The 17,107-nt window shown below is 70.6% G+C and carries 13 protein-coding genes; 8 read left to right on the forward strand and 5 right to left on the reverse strand.

Features of this window, described 5'->3' with window-relative positions:
* Positions 1-51: 51 nt before the first annotated feature.
* The 3 genes from M3330_RS19390 to M3330_RS19400 are packed head-to-tail and all read left to right on the forward strand — an operon-like array spanning position 52 to position 2,406.
* Positions 52-465 carry a DUF6412 domain-containing protein gene (locus M3330_RS19390; protein WP_231413147.1) on the forward strand — a complete coding sequence of 138 codons (414 nt, stop codon included), beginning with the start codon at positions 52-54 and terminating at the stop codon, positions 463-465.
* Positions 398-1,051, forward strand: coding sequence for an ABC transporter ATP-binding protein (locus M3330_RS19395; protein ID WP_255026005.1), 654 nt, complete (start codon positions 398-400; stop codon positions 1,049-1,051). Before M3330_RS19390 ends, M3330_RS19395 begins: the two co-directional genes overlap by 68 nt.
* Complete coding sequence (locus M3330_RS19400; RefSeq protein WP_220666771.1) at positions 1,042-2,406, forward strand: DUF6297 family protein; 1,365 nt, start codon at positions 1,042-1,044, stop codon at positions 2,404-2,406. Before M3330_RS19395 ends, M3330_RS19400 begins: the two co-directional genes overlap by 10 nt.
* Here M3330_RS19400 and M3330_RS19405 read toward each other — a convergent pair.
* Positions 2,365-2,706, reverse strand: a complete 342-nt coding sequence (locus M3330_RS19405) for an MGMT family protein (protein WP_006550258.1) — start codon at positions 2,704-2,706, stop codon at positions 2,365-2,367. The genes M3330_RS19400 and M3330_RS19405 overlap by 42 nt on opposite strands.
* A gap of 3 nt (positions 2,707-2,709) precedes the next feature.
* Positions 2,710-3,504 (reverse strand): alpha/beta fold hydrolase, encoded by a 795-nt coding sequence (locus M3330_RS19410; protein ID WP_019288472.1) that lies wholly within the window; start codon positions 3,502-3,504, stop codon positions 2,710-2,712.
* Between the two features lie 145 nt (positions 3,505-3,649).
* Here M3330_RS19410 and M3330_RS19415 point away from each other — a divergent pair, with 145 nt between their 5' ends.
* Both M3330_RS19415 and M3330_RS19420 read left to right on the forward strand, forming a co-directional pair.
* Positions 3,650-6,976, forward strand: coding sequence for an ATP-dependent DNA helicase (locus tag M3330_RS19415; protein WP_255028933.1), 3,327 nt, complete (start codon positions 3,650-3,652; stop codon positions 6,974-6,976).
* Positions 6,973-10,329, forward strand: a complete 3,357-nt coding sequence (locus M3330_RS19420) for an ATP-dependent helicase (protein ID WP_071935395.1) — start codon at positions 6,973-6,975, stop codon at positions 10,327-10,329. The genes M3330_RS19415 and M3330_RS19420 overlap by 4 nt, the downstream gene beginning before the upstream one ends.
* A 7-nt stretch (positions 10,330-10,336) precedes the next feature.
* Here the strand turns inward: M3330_RS19420 and M3330_RS19425 are convergent, their stop codons facing one another.
* The gene (locus M3330_RS19425; RefSeq protein WP_255026006.1) at positions 10,337-11,401 is read right to left on the reverse strand and encodes an NAD-dependent epimerase/dehydratase family protein; all 1,065 of its coding nucleotides are present in this window, start codon (positions 11,399-11,401) and stop codon (positions 10,337-10,339) included.
* Between the two features lie 49 nt (positions 11,402-11,450).
* Entirely contained in the window at positions 11,451-11,840 is a 390-nt protein-coding gene (locus M3330_RS19430) for a membrane protein (protein ID WP_033097208.1), read from the reverse strand.
* 121 nt (positions 11,841-11,961) lie between these two features.
* Between M3330_RS19430 and M3330_RS19435 the strand changes: the two genes are divergently transcribed.
* Both M3330_RS19435 and nudC read left to right on the forward strand, forming a co-directional pair.
* Entirely contained in the window at positions 11,962-13,050 is a 1,089-nt protein-coding gene (locus tag M3330_RS19435) for a TrkA family potassium uptake protein (protein WP_255026007.1), read from the forward strand.
* A gap of 9 nt (positions 13,051-13,059) precedes the next feature.
* A complete protein-coding gene (nudC, locus tag M3330_RS19440; protein WP_006550265.1) occupies positions 13,060-13,959 on the forward strand; it encodes an NAD(+) diphosphatase in 900 nt (299 codons plus the stop codon).
* Between the two features lie 141 nt (positions 13,960-14,100).
* Here the strand turns inward: nudC and M3330_RS19445 are convergent, their stop codons facing one another.
* Positions 14,101-14,355, reverse strand: coding sequence for a mycoredoxin (locus tag M3330_RS19445; protein WP_024101470.1), 255 nt, complete (start codon positions 14,353-14,355; stop codon positions 14,101-14,103).
* A gap of 121 nt (positions 14,356-14,476) precedes the next feature.
* On the opposite strand from M3330_RS19445, the gene M3330_RS19450 reads away from it, so the two are divergent.
* Positions 14,477-16,609: an ATP-dependent DNA helicase UvrD2 gene (locus M3330_RS19450; RefSeq protein WP_121208974.1), complete on the forward strand. Its 2,133-nt coding sequence runs from the start codon at positions 14,477-14,479 to the stop codon at positions 16,607-16,609.
* Positions 16,610-17,107: the final 498 nt, after the last annotated feature.

Here is a 17,107-nt window from a genome sequence, read left to right on the forward strand (position 1 = left end):
TGCCGTGTCCGGCACCGATCGCACTGCCGTGTCGCGGATAGACTGCCGGGTATGTTCTTCGGCTGGCGGAACGGCGCGGCGGTGTTCGTCGTCCTCATGTCCTGGCTCGTCTCCGCGGTCGTTCCGGTCACCGCGGTCTCCACCGGCGACACCGCCGGATTGCTCCTCGGCCTGCTGGTGGTGGTCGTCGCAGCACTCACGTTCGTCGCCGCCGCGGAGGATCCGCTGTTCGCTTTCGGTCGCAGCATCCGGGGCCCGACCTCCGAGGAACGACGTCTGCGCGGCGGGTTCCGCCGCCACTCCCACCCCGACACCGCCGGACGGCCACGTCCGCGCTCACCCGGTTCCGTCCTCGCCCTCGACACTCCGTCCGACGAGGAACACCGGGAGATTTTCCATGTTCGATCCCTATCCACACGGCACACCCGCCGTGTCCGTCCGCAACGCCCACCGCTCGTTCGGTGACCTGACCGTCTTCACCGGGGTGAACGTCGACGTCGCCCCCGGCCGATGTTGCGCCGTGATCGGCGCGAACGGCACCGGCAAGTCCACCCTGCTCGGATGCGTCGTCGGCGTCGACCGACTCGACAAGGGCGTTGTCGAGATCCACGGCGTCCCCGTCGACGAGAGCTCGCCGACGCTGCGACGGCAGGTCGCCGCAGTCCTCGGCGACGTGGCGACATTCGCGCATCTCACCGCGCACGAACACCTGCAACTCGTCGCCACCGGTCACGGCGTGACCGACCCGTTCGACGCGGCGACACAGGTCCTCGAGACGGTCGGTCTCGCCGCGTCGGCCGATCGACTGCCGCTGACCTTCTCGAGCGGGCAACGCCGCCGGCTCGCGCTGGCCTCCGCGCTGGTACGGCCCCGGCGGTTGCTCGTCCTCGACGAACCCGAACAGCATCTCGACGACGCCGGTCGCCGGTGGCTGGCGTCCACACTGGAAGCCGAGAAGCGCGCGGGCGGCACCGTGCTGATGGTCTCGCACGATGTCGCGCTGGTGGACGCGGTCGCCGACCAGGTGGTGGAGGCGGACCGATGGAGCTGACCGGAACCGTCCCCAGCGCGCGCGACCTCCGCGCGCTCCGTCACGCCTTCGAGCGCCGGCGCGCGCCGCTGGTGGATCGTCCGGCCCTCGCTGTGCTGGTCGTCCTCGGCTTGTATGTCGGCGGGGGACTGGCGTGGTGGTTGTTCTCCCTTCCTGCGACGACCTTCGCGTGCGGGGACCCGATCGTGCGCGATTCGGGGTGCACCTCGGCGTGGGGATGGGCCGTCGTCGCGATCGCGGTCGCTGCGGGGACGGCGTCCACCCGGGCCGCAGGTCCGGTGACGTGCGGTACCGAGACGGAGTTCTGGCTGCTGTCCACACCGGTGGATCGCGGTGCGGCACTCCGCCCGAGAGTCGCGGCGCTCCTGATCTGCGGTGCAATCGCGGGTGCTCTCGCGGGACGGTTCGCGACGTTCGTGACCACCCCGGAGGGGCGCGTCGCGTTCACATGTCTCGCTGCCGCTCTCGGTGTCGGTGCCGTCGCCCTTCCGATGCTCGTGCAGTGCCGGGTACTCGTGCCCGCGGTCGTGCGGGTCGTGGTCGGGCTGTGCCTCGTCGCCGTTCCGGGCGTGGTGACGGTCGCCGCCGTCGGCGTCGCGGTGCCACCGCCGGGACCGTTGTTCGTGGTGGGGGCGTGGATCGCCGTTGCGGCACCTGCGGTCTCGGCGTTGCGTCGATGCGACAGGATCGCTGCACCGGAGTGGAGGGTGGGATCGGACACCGCGGTCGGTGTGTCGGCGTCGTTCACGGCACTCGATCCTTCGCTGCTGACAGGCGTGGTCGAACGGAAGGCCTGGTTGCGCATCGGATCCCGCCGCTCGCGGGCCCTGCCGCGCCGCCGGATCGCGGCACTCGTCCGTTCCGATCTGCTCCGCCATGTCCGTAGGCCCACACCCGTGCTCGTCGCGTGCGTGGCGCTGCTCGGCGTCGTGGTGCTGATGTCGGTCGTATCGCCGCCCGCCGCTGTCGTGGTGCAGCTCGTCGCCGTCTTCACCGTGGCGACGATCTTCGGTGCGGGTCTGCGCGACGTGAGCCGCGATCCCGATTTCGCCGTCCTGCTCGGTACGAGCGACACGTATCTGCGTCGCGCACTCTCGGCCGTCCCGGGGTCGGCCGCGGTCGTCGCCGGTGCCGTGACGGGATTCGCCGGGAGTGCGTCGGTGGCGAGCGTCGTGATCGTCATCGTCGGTGGGTGCGCGGCCGCCTATCGGATGCGCACGCGACCTCCGATCGGGTACGACGGTCTGATCCTCGAGACGGCCGTCGGGCAGATTCCGGTCGATCTGCTCCGGCAGTGGGCGCGGGGACCGGACCTACTCGTCGTCTGCGCGTGGCTCGCCGCCGTGCTCGCCTGAGCCCGGCGGGAACCGGTGTCGAGCACGGGTGAGATCGATCCGGTCGCCGGAGATCGGGACGCCCTCGAGTTCGAGACGCGCGAGTTGCCGGCGCGCGAGGTGCGAGGCCGGTCGCCCGGACGCCGGGACCACGCGGTGCCACGGCAGGTCGGCGGAATCGGTCCGCATGATCCATCCGACGGTGCGTGCACTCGACAGGCCCGCGGCACCGGCGATGTCGCCGTAGGTCGCGACCCGGCCTGCGGGCACGGAGGCCACGAGTTCGCGGACCCGCTCGATCTGCTCGTCCGTGGTGACCACCGGCTACACCATCCGGGCCACGAGTTCGGCGGTCTCGGCGGGACGCGCCTGGTCGATCATGTGGTCGCAGTCGAATTCGAGCAGGGTCAGGTCGTCGCCGAGTCGTTCCGCCAGGTCGCGACGGAAATTTGACGTGGTGTACGGGGGTTGCACCTTCCCGGCCTGCACGAAGATCGTCGGGATACCGGCCGGCGGCAGGACGGGTCCGCGGGCCAGCTCGCCCCACGAGGTCACCAGCGCAGGTACGCAGATCCGCCAGTTGACACGCCCCGAGTCGAGTTCGACGAGGTGCTCGGCGATCTCCTCGTCGAGCAACTCGGGGGCCACCTCGCCCCAGTCGCCGTGGACCTTCTCGGCCCGCGCCTCCGCCTCGTCCGTGTAGTCGGGGTTGTGGAGGGTGAGGTCGGCGATCTCGAGCATCCGGTCGGCCGGGAGGCCGATCGCCGGATCGAGGAGTACCAGCGCCCGCACCCTGTCGGGCACCGCGGCGGCGAGATGCAGCGCGAGGGCACCACCGAAGGAGTGGCCCACCACGGTGACGGGACCGGTGGTGTGTGCGTCCAGCACGGCCTTCAGGTCGGCGATGTGCGCCTCGCACGACCACGGGGGAGTCCACGGCGACCGGCCGTGACCCCGGAGGTCCGGAGCGACGAACCGCAGGTGGGGCAGGTGTCGTTCGGCGAGGTTCCGCCAGCGTCGGCCGTGACCGGTGAGTCCGTGCAGGGCGAGGACCTCCGGTCCGTCGACGGGGCCGAACAGATGGGTGTGCAGAAGATCCGTGGCACTCACGCCGACCACTATCCCAGTCGTGACTCCGCGGTGTGCCCCGGACGCTGTCGTACCCGTCTGGTGGGATGGGGTCATGCTCGACGTCGATACCGGCATCCCCGACCTGCACCCACCACGGGCGCAGGTCACCGACCTGCCCGCCACCGTCTCGCGCATGTCCGAACCGCAGATCCCCGATCGCGTCCGCCGCCCGGCCGCGCGCCTCGTGCGCAGGTCCGCCGAGGCGCCGGTGGCCCGCGAGTGGCCCGACGACGTGCGCGTGCTGTTCGACGACGCCCCGCCCTCCCTCCGCTGGCGGCCGTGGCAGGTCCTCGGCGGTCCCGGCACGGGCAAGACGTCCCTGCTGGTCGACCTCGCGGTCCACCGCATCGCCTCCGGCGCCGATCCCGAGTCGGTGCTCATCCTCACGCATTCGCGGCGGGCCGCCACCGCCGTGCGCGAGGCGATCACGGCCGGTCTGATCGCGCTCGGCGACGGCGCAGTGCCCCGCGCCACACGCGAGCCGCTCGTCCGTACCGTCCACTCCTACGCCTTCGCGGTGCTGCGGTTGCAGGCCTCGGCGCACGGCAATCCGCCGCCCCGTCTGATCACCGGCGCCGAACAGGACGCCGTGCTGCGCGAACTGCTGCGCGGCGACATCGATGACGGCGCCGGGATGTGGCCCGAGCGGTTGCGTCCGGCACTGGGCATGACGGGCTTCGCCGTCGAACTGCGCGACCTGATGTTGCGCGCGAACGAGCGCGGTCTCGGTCCGGAGGATCTGGTGGCACTCGGAGAGCGCCGCACTCGACCGGAGTGGGTCGCGGCCGGGCGTTTCGCGGAGCGCTACGAGCAGGTGATGCTGCTGCGCGGTGCCGTCGGTCTCGAAGCTCCGGAGGCCACCGCTCCGGCACTCGACGCGGCCGAACTGGTCGGTGCGGCGCTCGCGGCGTTCGCGACCGATCCCGATCTGCTGGCCGCCGAGCGCGGCCGGATCCGCCACCTGCTCGTCGACGACGCCCAGCATCTCGATCCGCAGGCCGCCGACCTGGTCCGCGTGATCGGTACCGGCACTCGCACGAGCACGATCGCCGGCGATCCCGATCAGGCCGTCTTCGGTTTCCGCGGCGCCGATACCTCCTTCCTGGAGAGCCTCGGCGAAGCCGACGGATCGCGCCGGGTCGTATTGGGTGTCAATCATCGTGCCGCTCCCGAGGTGGCGTCGCTCGCCGACGGGATCGCTCGCAGACTGCCGGGCCTGCCGCCGCACCGCGGTATGGCCGGGCACCGCGTCGAGGAAAACGATCCCGGGCGGGTCCGCGTGGCGGTGTGCTCGTCGCAGGCCAAGGAGGCGGCACTGGTCGCCGACACCCTGCGCCGGTCCCATCTCGTCGACGGTGTGCCGTGGTCGCGCATGGCGATCGTGGTTCGGTCCGTGCCGCGGGTGCTCGCTCCGCTACGCCGCGCGCTGCTCGCGGCGGGCGTCCCGATGACGACCGCCGCCTCCGAACTCCCGCTGGCCCGTCAGCACAGCGTCGCGGGACTGCTGCTCGTGCTGCGCGCGGTATCCGACAGTGGCTTCGGCGGGGACGAAGCACTTGCCCTGCTGTCCGGGCCCATCGGCGGTGCCGAACCGGTCGCGCTGCGGAGACTGCGGCGTGGTCTGCGGCGGGTCGAGCTAGCATCGGGCAACGACCGCGACTCCGCCGAACTGCTGCGCATCCTGCTCACCGAGGGCGACGACACCGCCGGGAACTCGCATCTGATCCGCGGGCTGACCGACGTCGAGGCGGCACCGCTGAGGAAGGTGCTCGGTGTGCTGCACAAGGCCCGCTCGGCGGCGCTGCGCGGGGGCGGTCTCGAGGACGTGCTGTGGGAGGCATGGCAGGCCACCGGACTCGAACGGCGATGGGCCGCCGCGTCGGCCTGGGGTGGGCCGATCGGGGCGCAGGCCGACCGCGATCTCGACGGCGTCGTGGCTCTGTTCGACGCCGCCGCCGACTACGTCGACCGTCTGCCCCGCGCACACATCGCCGGGTTCGTCGACTATCTCACCGAGCAGGAGATCCCTGCGACGGCTCGCACCCGTGTCGCCGCCGAATCCGAAGCGGTCACGGTCGTCAGCGCGCACTCCGCCGCCGGTCGCGAATGGGACGTCGTGGTGGTCGCCGGTGTCCAGGAAGGGCTGTGGCCGAGCCTGCGCGCCCGCGGCACCCTGCTCGGCATCGAGGCCCTGATCGACGCGGTCTCCGGTGCCGACGGCGGCGACGAGGCCGGTTCGCGGCTCTCCCGCACCGCACCGCTGCTCGCCGAGGAGCGGCGCCTGTTCCTGGTGGCATGCAGTCGCGCCCGCACCCACCTTCTGGTGACCGCAGTCGATTCGGTGAGCGGCGACAGCGAACTGGTCCGGTCCCGTTTCGTCGACGAACTGCGCGGTGTCGGCACCGACGACCTCGACGCGCCCGACGACCTCCTGGCCGAACCGGCGCCCGACGAGGTCCGCACCCGCGTGCTGGCCCTGCCCGCCCTCGTCGCCGAACTGCGCAGCGTGGTCTGCGATCCCGAGATCGCCGAGACCGAACCCGAACGACAGCAGCGAGCCGCCCAGCAACTCGCGCGGCTCGCGCGCGCCGGGGTGCGCGGCGCCCACCCCGACGACTGGTACGGCACGGCCGATCCCAGCACCGCCGACCCGCTGTGGGATCCCGACGACGACGCGGTGCGATTGTCGCCGTCCACGGTCGAACAGCTCACGACGTGTCCGCTGCGGTGGATGTTCGAGCGCCACGGCGGTTCCGACGGCGAGAACAGCCATGCCGTCACCGGCACGCTGGTACATACCCTCGTCCAGGCGCTCGCCGGGCGGATCCCTCCCGACCGCATCGACCAGGCCCTCGAGAAGGCATGGGACTCGGTCGATCTGGGTGCCGAATGGTATGCCCGCCGCGAGCTCGAACGCACCCGCCGCATGCTCGACACCTTCTCGACGTGGCTGCAGGGCACACGCGGAGAGCTCACCGAGATCGGCGTCGAGATCAAGGTCGACGGCATCCTCGAACCCGATTCCGACGACAAGCCCCGCGTGCGGCTCCGTGGTCGCATCGACCGGCTCGAACGCGACGCCGAGGGCCGCCCGGTCGTCATCGACGTCAAGACCGCGAAGAACCCGGTGTCGAAGGACGCCGCGCGCGATCATGCCCAGCTCGCCGCCTACCAGGTGGCCGCGGCGGCCGGCGCGATCGAGGGCGAACCGGCATCGGAGCCCGGTGGCGCGCGCCTGGTCTTCGTGGCGAAGCCGCACAACAAGGAAGGCGCGACGCAGCGCGTGCAACCGCCCCTCGACGAGGACGGTCTCGCGCAGTGGCGGGAGATCATCCACGACGCGGCGGCCGCGACCCGTGGCCCCCGCTTCGTTGCGAGGGTCAACGACGGGTGCCGGCACTGCCCGGTGCTGTCGAGCTGCCCGGCACACGACGAAGGCAGGCAGGTGACAGGGGAATGAGTGCACCACGGGTGAGCGCGAAGCGCCTGGCGGAGGCACTGGGACAGTTGCCGCCGACGACCGAGCAGGCCGCCGTCATCGAGGCCCCGCCCGGCCCGATGCTGGTCGTCGCCGGGGCCGGTGCCGGCAAGACCGAGACGATGGCCGCGCGGGTGGTGTGGCTCGTCGCCAACGGTCTCGTCGAACCCGAGCAGGTGCTGGGCCTGACCTTCACGCGTAAGGCCGCGCAGCAGCTCACGGCCCGCATCCGGGCGCGCCTGGCCAAGCTCGCCGGATCGGCGCTCCTGCGCGACCTCGATCCGAGCGGCGGGTTGCGCGCACGGATCCTCGGCAGCGAACCCGAGGTGAGCACATACCACGCATACGCCGGTCGCCTGCTCACCGAGCACGGTCTGCTGCTGCCCATCGAACCGTCGGCGACGCTGCTGTCCGAGACCGAGCTGTGGCAGGTCGCGCACCGCGTGGTCAGCTCGTGGGACGGCGAACTCGACACCGACCGCAATCCCGCATCGGTGACCGAGGCCGTTCTCGCCCTGTCCGGCCAGCTCTCCGAGCACCTCGTCGAGCCGGATCTGCTGCGCGACGCCCACGTCGAACTCGAACAGCTGGTGCACACCCTCCCGCCCGGCCCGGGGCAGCGCGGAGCACCGTCGAAGACGCTGCTCGGCTACCTCGAGACCCAGCACGCGCGGTTGCAGTTGCTTCCGCTCGTCGAACGGCTGTCCGAGACACTGCGTCGCGAAGGTGCTCTCGACTTCGGGAGCCAGATGTCGCTCGCCGCGCGGGTCGCCCGCGATCACCGCGAGGTGGGAGCCGGGGAGCGGGAACGATTCCGGGCTGTGCTGCTCGACGAGTACCAGGACACCGGGCACGCCCAGCGCGTGTTACTCGCCGCCCTGTTCGGCGGTGGCGCCGATCCCGGTCTCGCGGTCACCGCGGTCGGCGATCCCATGCAGTCCATCTACGGCTGGCGCGGCGCGTCGGCCGCCAACCTGCCGCGGTTCGCGACCGACTTCCCGGCGGCCGACGGCGAGCCGGCACCCACCCGCGAACTGCTCACCAGCTGGCGCAATCCGCCGCAGGCCCTCGAACTGGCGAACGTCTCGTCCGAACCTCTGCGCGATCGCGGGGTGTCGGTCAGCCGGTTGCGTCCCCGCCCCGACGCGGCCGCCGGCGACGTCCGACTCGCGTTGCACTCCGACGTCGCGGTGGAACGCGACTGGGTCGCCGACCGGATCGCCGACGAGTACGCCGCCGCCCGCGAGGCCGGACGCACACCGCCGACCGCTGCGGTCCTCGTCCGACGCAACGCCGACGCCGCTCCGATCGCCGAGGCGCTGCGCGCCCGCGACCTTCCGGTCGAGGTCGTCGGCATCGGCGGGTTGCTGCACACGCCCGAAGTCGCCGACGTGCTCGCGATGCTGCGCCTGGCGGCGGATCCGCTGGCCGGGAGCGCAGCTGTGCGGGTGCTCACCGGCGCCCGCTGGCAGCTCGGTGCCGCCGACCTGAAGGCACTGTGGGAGCGCGCCCAGGAACTGGCCATCGCGGGACGCTGGGGTGTCGCCGGGGCGGTGACCGATCCCGACGCGCTCGAGGACGCCCTCGATTCGGCGCTGCCCGGTGAATATGCCGACCAGGCCGGTCTCGCTGATGCGATCTCCGATCCCGGCGACAGCAGCCGCTATTCGAAGTTCGGCTACGCGCGCATCGTCGCGCTCGGTCGCGAGCTGACCTCCCTGCGCGAGCGGCTCGGCCAGCCGCTCACCGAACTCGTCGCCGAGGTCGAGCGTGTGCTCGGTATCGGCATCGAGACCGAGGCCCGCGTGGGCCGCCGACGCGGTGTCGCCGGCCGCGAGCATCTCGACGCCTTCGCCTCGGTCGTCGCGTCCTACGCGGGACGGACCAACGCGACCCTGCCCGGTTTGCTGTCCTATCTCGCGGCGGCGGAGGAGATCGAGCAGGGGCTCGCGCCCGGTGAGGTGGAAGTCGACCCCGACCGCGTGCAGGTCCTCACCGTCCACTCCGCGAAAGGCCTCGAATGGGAGGTCGTCGCCGTCCCACATGTCGCTGCCGGGGTCTTCCCATCCTCCACCGCCGCCGCGACCTGGCTCGGTTCGACGACCGAACTTCCCCCGCACTTGCGGGGCGACCGGGTGCTGCCCGCCGACGATCCGGGCAGCACCGACGGTGTGCCCGTGCTCGAGCTCGACGACCTCTCCGATCGCAAGATGCTCGAGCGGGCCATCGACTCCCACAAGGACGCGCTCAAGCGCCGCAAGCTCGACGAGGACCGTCGGCTGTTCTACGTCGCTCTCACCCGCACCGAACGAACACTGTTCGTCTCCGCCCACCACTGGGCAGACACCGGATCCGAACCGAAGGGACCCTCGCAGTTCCTCGAGGAACTGCACGAGATCGTCACGGCCCGGCCCGAACTCGGTGCGATCGACCACTGGGCTCCGGAACCCGAACCGGAGGAGGAGAACCCGCTCACGGCCTCACCGCGCAGCGCACTGTGGCCGCGCGACCCGCTCGGTGCCCGGCGCACCGAGGTCGAACGCGGCGCGGCACTGGTCCTCGCCGAGTTCGACCGGACCGACCTCCCGACCGAATACGACGACGATCCCGACGAGTGGGCCACCGACGTCGATGCGCTCCTGGCCGAACGCGAACAGCGCGCCGAGCAGAGCGCCGAGGTGGTGCTGCCCGCACAGCTGTCAGTCAGCCAACTCGTCGATCTCGCCACCGATCCCGACGCCCTCGCCGCGCGTCTGCGTCGTCCGTTGCCGTTCCGGCCCAATCCGCTCGCGCGTCGCGGCACTGCCTTCCACGCGTGGCTCGAGCGCAGATTCGGCGCGACGCGCCTGCTCGACCTCGACGAGCTTCCCGGTGCCGACGACGAGGACGGCGACGATTCGCACTTCGACCGGCTCCAGGAGGCATTCCTGCGGTCGAAGTGGGCGTCGCGCAACCCCGTCGAGGTCGAGGTGCCGTTCGAAACGGCCCTGGGCGGCACCGTGATCCGCGGACGTATCGACGCCGTCTTCGAGGATCCGGACGGCGGTTGGACGGTCATCGACTGGAAGACCGGCGCCGAACCGGAAGGCGAGAAGCTCGCCGCGGTGGGTGTGCAGCTCGCCGCCTACCGGCTCGCCTGGGCCCAGTTGATGGCAGCGCGGACCGAGCGGCTCACCGGCCGACCGGCCGAACTGCCGCTGCACAAGGTCCGAGCGGCCTTCCACTACGTCCGCACCGGACGCACCGTCGCGCCCGAGGAACTGCCGAATGCGGCGATGCTCGAACGCCTCGTGCTCGAGGCGGGGAATCTGCGAGGGCGTGCCGACGGCGAGTGACGCAACCTCAGTGGCGCTGCCCGATACCGGTGGCCACTTCGTGTGCCCGGCGTCCGGCGGTATCGGGTGCAAGGGGAGCAGTGGGCATCCCGGCTCCCTCCCGCAGTCCCGACAGGAATTCCTCGAGGATCTCGGGCGGCGAATACTGCGGTTCCCAGCCCAGTTCTGTGCGGGCGCGCGTGCTGTCGAGCAATGGAAGTTGCAACACGGTGTCGAGCAGGCCGGGGGAGGCCGGAACGAGATGCGCGTGCCAGGCCGCCCGCACGGCCTTGCGGAGTGCTGCACGCGGTACGGGGATCTTCCTGGCGGAGAACATCTCTGCCAGGAACGCGCCGTCCACGGGCGGTTCCGTGGCGAGGTTGAACGCGCCGCGGACGGGCCGGACGGTCGCACGGACGAAGGCGTCGGCCACGTCGCTCGTGTGCAGTACCTGGGCACGCAGATCCTCGACCAGCGGCATCACGGGGAGCAGTCCGCTGCGCAGCAGGTTTCCCGGGAGCAGGGGGCCGACGAACAGGCGTCGCTGTGAGGTCGCCGATTCGCGCTTGAAGAGGAAGTAGGGCCGCATCCGTACGATGCGCATCTCCGGCGCCCGCAGTTCGAGGGTGTCGAGAAAACGTTCCAGATACGACTTCTCGCGGGGATAGACGGCACCCGGCCACCCATGTGTGGGCCAGTCCTCGGTGACGCGATCCGTCGAGCGTCCGGGCGAATAGGCCGCGACCGACGACGAGTAGATCAGCGCGGGAACCTTCTCCGCGGCAGCCGCCTCGAAGACAGAGATCGCGCCGAGCACATTGTTCTCCCAGGTCACCTCCGGGCGGTGCGTGGGTTGGAACAGCCAGGACAGGTGGATCACCGCGTCCGCGCCCCGCACGATGGGGCGGAAGTCGTCGGTGGTGGTGTCGGCGACCGTGAAGGTCGCCTTGGGGGACGTCCATTCCGTCGGTCGTCGCGCGACGCCGACGATCTCGGCGCCGTCGGGTTCGCGTCCGAGCGCCTCGACGATCCCGGTTCCCAGATTTCCGGTCGCGCCGACGACGACCACCTTCAGACCACGTGCGGTGTCCATACCGACGCATACCCGCTCGCTGTGACCTCACTCACCGCGTGTGGTCAGCTCAGCGGGAGGATGTGCGGCGGACCTTCAGTGCCTCGGTGACGAGCGGGACCTGCAGCGGAAGCCGGGCGAGCGACACCGCCTTGGCGGCGGGGGAGAGCTTCGGGCTGCGCAGCCACGTCACGGCCATCTGCACGTTGGCGGGGAAGACCGCCAGGAACAGCGCCGCGGCCAGGGAACCGCCGAGGCGCCGGGTGCGGGGCACGGCGAGCGCGCCGGCGACGGCGATCTCCGCGACCCCCGAGGCGTAGGTGTACGTGCGGGCATCACCCGGCAGGGCGCGGGGCACCATGCCGTCGAACGGTTCCGGTCGCACGAAGTGCAGGACCCCCACGCCGAGAAGTAGACCTGCCAGCCGGATCGCAGAGCGCTGCGACGCTTTCGTGGACATGCGTGCCACACTAGCGCGCGGCGGTACGCTGCGATCCGGTATCGGGCGCAGTTCGTTCGGTACCGCGACGACCGAGGGTGGCCACCAGTGGAGGCCGACAGCAGGAAGGTGGGACACCGCGATGCCCGGGAGGTTTCGTGCGCGGTTCAGCCGCTCCGATCAGCTCACCGAGCGCCCCGACTTCGCGCTCGTCGGTGTGCTGCGCGTACCCCAGGAACAGACGAGTCCCGGACTCGCGATCGCGCGTCGCATCGGCTACGCGTTCGCGGCGCTGTTCCTCGCGGTCGTCGTGGTCTACCTCGATCGCGATGGCTACCGCGACGCCCAGGGCGACGAACTGTCGCTGCTGGACTGCGTCTACTACGCCACGGTCTCGCTCTCGACCACCGGCTACGGCGACATCACCCCGTTCACACCCGAAGCGCGCCTGATCAACATCTTGCTGATCACCCCGCTCCGGGTGTTCTTCCTCATCGTGCTCGTCGGTACCACTCTGTCGGCACTGACCGAGAGTTCCCGGCAAGCATTCAAGATCCAGCGTTGGAGGCGCCGCGTGCGTAATCACACCGTCGTCATCGGTTACGGCACCAAGGGCCGTACCGCAGTCGACGCGATGCTCGGCGACGGGGTACCCCCGTCCGAGATCGTCGTGGTCGACACCGATCCGGTGGTTCTCGAGTCCGCGGCCGGCCAGGGCCTCGTGACGGTCCAGGGTTCGGCGACGAAGTCCGATGTGCTCCGGCTCGCCGGGGTGCAGCACGCGTCGGCGGTGATCGTCGCCGCGAACCGCGACGACACCGCGGTGCTCGTGACCCTCAGCGCCCGCGAGATCGCCCCGCGCGCGAAGATCGTCGCCGCCATCCGCGAGTCGGAGAACACCCACCTGCTGCGTCAGTCCGGTGCCGACTCGGTGGTCATCTCGTCGGAGACGGCGGGGCGACTGCTCGGCATCGCCACGACCACGCCGAATGTTGTCGAGATGATCGAGGACCTGCTCACCCCGGAAGCCGGGTTCGCCATCACCGAACGCGATGTCGACCCCAGCGAGGTCGGGGGATCCCCGCGGCATCTCAAGGACATCGTGCTCGCCGTCGTCCGCGACGGGCGGATGTGGCGGATCGGTTCGCCCGAGGTCGACGCGCTCGAAGCGAACGACAAACTGCTCTACATCCGGCTGGTGGGTTCGTCGCCGGGCGCCATGCGTGGCTAGGGTGCTGATGTGACCGGTTTCGCTCTGTCGGGTACCCCGCTGCTCTCACGTACCGTCGTCGACCGGGCGGAGGAACTGCGTTCGGACGAGGACGCCCTCCGCGCCGGCTGGGCCGGTGCGAAACTCCTGCGGGTCGATCGTCGCAACCAGGTCCGTGTCTCCGACAACGCGCTCGTGCTCGGTGAGGCGTCCGAACTCGGTCCTGAACCGGTCGAGGGCGCGATCTTCCTGGGTATCCGCGACGGACACCACGTCTGGGCGTCTCGCGTCCTGGCGCAGACGGGCACGGTGGCCGATCTGCGGCGCATCGGCGAGCGTCTCGACGATGCCGACGCCGATCTGATGGTCAGCGCGGTCGCGTTGCTGAACTGGCACGACAACGCCGGCTACAGCGCGGTCGACGGCTCGCCCACCCGTCCGACGATGTCCGGCTGGTCGCGGATCAGCACCGAGACCGGCCACCAGGAGTTCCCTCGCACCGACCCGGCGATCATCTGCCTCGTACACGACGGACACGACCGGGTGCTGCTCGCCCGGCAACCGGTGTGGCCCGAGCGGCGCTTCTCCGTTCTCGCAGGCTTCGTCGAAGCCGGTGAGTCGCTCGAATCGTGCGTGGTGCGGGAGATCCGTGAAGAGGTCGGTGTCGAGGTGCGCGACGTGCGGTATCTCGGCAGTCAGCCCTGGCCGTTCCCTCGATCGCTCATGCTCGGATTCGCGGCGATCGCCGATCCCGAGCAGGCGCTGGACTTCCGCGACGGGGAGATCACCGAGGCGCGGTGGTTCACTCGTGACGAGGTCCGTGCGGCGCTGGCGACTGGCGACTGGGCGTCCGCCGAGGACGCCCCGCTGTTGTTGCCCGGTTCGATCTCCATTGCGCGCGGGATGCTCGAGGGCTGGGCCAAGGAGTAGCAGGCCGTGCGGTAGAGGGCACTGCGGTAGAGGGCACTGCGGTAGAGGGCACTGCGGTAGAGGGCGCAGGATCGAGTCGGGCCCGGACACGGGTAAGGCCGGCCGCGACGAACGCGACCGGCCTTACCGGAAGAGCGGGAGCTACAGACCCAGAGCGCGCTGGACCTCGGCGAGCGACGGGTTGGTCGCGGTGCTGCCGTCGGCGAACTTGACGGTGGGCACCACGTGGTTGCCGTTGTTGACGCTGCCGACGAACTCCGCGGCGGCCGGATCCGACTCGATGTCGATCTCGGCGTATGGGATGCCGTTCTGGTCGAGCTGGGTCTTCAGCCGCCTGCAGTAACCGCACCAGGTGGTGGAGTAGACGGTGAGGGCGGGTGCGTCGGTGGGCGTCATGTCTTCGAGAACATCACAGCCGCCGAACATGTTCCGCGACGGGGTGAGCTGTGGTCCTCACCACACCGGGTGATCTCACCGGTGGGCTGCGCTGTCGGCGGTCGCTGTCATGATGGAGGCCATGTGTGCGGATGTGGTGGACGGTCTCGACCCCGAGCAGGCGGCAGCGGTGCTCGCCCCACGCGGGCCGGTCTGTGTACTCGCCGGCGCCGGTACCGGCAAGACCCGCACGATCACCCGCCGCATCGCCCATCTCGTCTCGGCCGGTCACGTCTCCGCGAGCCAAGTCCTCGCCGTCACCTTCACCGCCCGCGCGGCAGGGGAGATGCGTTCCCGCCTACGCGCCCTGGGCATCGGTGGCGACGGTACGCAGGTGCAGGCCCGCACCTTCCACGCCGCTGCGCTGCGGCAGCTGCGGTACTTCTGGCCGCAGGTGGTCGGCGACACACCCTGGCAACTGCTCGATCGCAAGTTCGCGGCGGTCTCGCAGGCGGCGCACCGGTGCGGCTTCCCGACCGACACCGACACCGTGCGCGACCTGCTGTCCGAGATCGAATGGTCCAAGGGCACGCTCGTCGCGCCCGAGGACTATCCCGCCGCGGCCGCCCGCGCCCACCGCACCCCACCGGCCGATCCCGAGCGGGTCGCGCGTGTCTACGAGACGTACGAGCAGCTCAAGACCCGGTCGGGCGACGGGATGTATCTCGACTTCGACGACTTGCTGCTGCACACCGCCGCGGCCCTCGAGGACAACCTCGCGGTGGCCGAGGAGTTCCGCGACCGCTACCGCTGCTTCGTCGTCGACGAGTACCAGGACGTCACGCCGCTGCAGCAGCGCGTGCTCGACGCGTGGCTCGGCGCGCGCGACGACCTCACGGTGGTCGGCGACGCCAACCAGACCATCTACTCGTTCACGGGCGCCACCCCGAAGCACCTGCTCGACTTCTCCCGCCGGTTCCCCGACGCCACGGTCGTGCGCCTCGAACGCGACTACCGCTCCACGCCGGAGGTGGTCGACCTCGCCAACCGCGTGATCGGTGCGGCGCGGGGCCGCATCGCCGGCACCCGGCTCAAGCTCATCGGTCAGCGTCCGTCCGGGCCGGAGCCCACCTTCGCCGAGTTCGACGACGAACCCGCCGAAGCGCAGGCGGTCGCCAAGGCCGTCGCGAAGCTGATGGGCAAGGGGGTCCCGGCGGCCGAGATCGCGGTGCTCTACCGCATCAACGCCCAGTCCGAGGCCTACGAGCAGGCGTTCACGCAGGCGGGTATCCCGTACCAGGTGCGCGGCGGTGAAGGTTTCTTCAACCGCGCGGAGGTCCGGCAGGCGGTCAACGCGCTGCGTCAGGTGGGTACGCGCGACGACCTGCCGGAGGATGCCGGTCGCGGTGCCGGGCTGCGCAGCCTCGTCCGGGCCACCTTGGTGCCGCTGGGCCTGACCGACACCGAACCGGTGGGTGCGCAGGCACGCGAGCGCTGGGCGTCGCTCGTCGCGCTCGTGCAGCTCACCGAGGAACTGCTCGAGCACGAACCCGATCTCGATCTGCAGGGTCTGTTGCGCGATCTCGCGGCCCGTGCCGAGGCGCGCCAGCCACCGACGGTCCAGGGCGTCACCCTCGCGTCGCTGCATGCGGCGAAGGGCCTCGAATGGGACGCCGTCTTCCTCGTCGGACTCACCGACGGCACCCTGCCGATCACTCATGTCACCGGCGACAAGGACACACCGCCCGACGAGGCCGGCATCGAGGAGGAACGGCGGCTGCTCTATGTCGGTGTCACCCGAGCCCGTGTGCACCTGCAACTGTCGTGGGCGTTGTCCCGCACGGCGGGCGGACGTCGGTCGCGGCGACGCTCTCGATTCCTTCACGGGCTCATCCCCGACAGTTCACCCGCGTCGAAGATCGCCGAACCGTCCTCCCCGCGGAAGAAGCGCCCGCAATGTCGCGTCTGTGGCAAGCCGCTCATGGGCACCACCTCGACCATGCTCGGCCGCTGCGAGGGTTGCCCATCCGATCTCGACGAGAATCTGCTGGTCGCGCTCAAGGAATGGCGCCGGGAGCGTTCGAAGGAGATGAAGGTTCCGGCCTACGTCGTCTTCAGCGACAACACCCTCGTCGCGATCGCCGAACAGCAGCCGCGCGACGATCGTGCGCTGGTCGCCATCCCGGGGATCGGGGCGAAGAAGCTCGAGCAGTACGGTGCCGACGTGCTCGCCCTCGTGCGGGGGGAGCGCACCGTCGACACCCTCGACCTCTGACGACTACCCGACCGTGTTCATTCGGCGCACAGGCAGAAGTAGTGCCCGGCCGGTCGCGGAACACCCGGAAGGTGCTTTTGTTCGAGCCGTCGTCGGCGCGCAACGCATCGAGCCCGAGGACGAGGCGTTCGGCCTCGTCGAGGTCGGGCAGGAGTCTCGTGGTCGCGAGGGACATGCCCTCCGACTTTGGTGCGGGGACGAAGAACGCGGCACGAAACCGCAGGTAGAAAATAACTTGTGCCGATCGTGCTCACGAATCTAGTCTGGATGACGATGTCACGGGAGACGGTCCGTGCGCGACGAGAAAGTGAGGTGGCCCCGATGCTCGGTTTCGATGCTTTTGCAGCGGCAGCGGCCCCTCGTGTCGCTGGGGCCGCCGCTACCACTCGCACCGCCACATCTGTGGCACCCGCAGTGGCAGCCGCGCCGCGTGCACGCCGACGTGTGCACGCCGCCGCCGTCTCGTCCGTGGTCGGAAGTCGATCGGGAACTGTTTCC

The organism is Rhodococcus sp. GA1 (genome assembly GCF_024321955.1).
In the GTDB taxonomy this organism is placed as follows: Bacteria; Actinomycetota; Actinomycetes; order Mycobacteriales; family Mycobacteriaceae; genus Rhodococcus; species Rhodococcus pyridinivorans.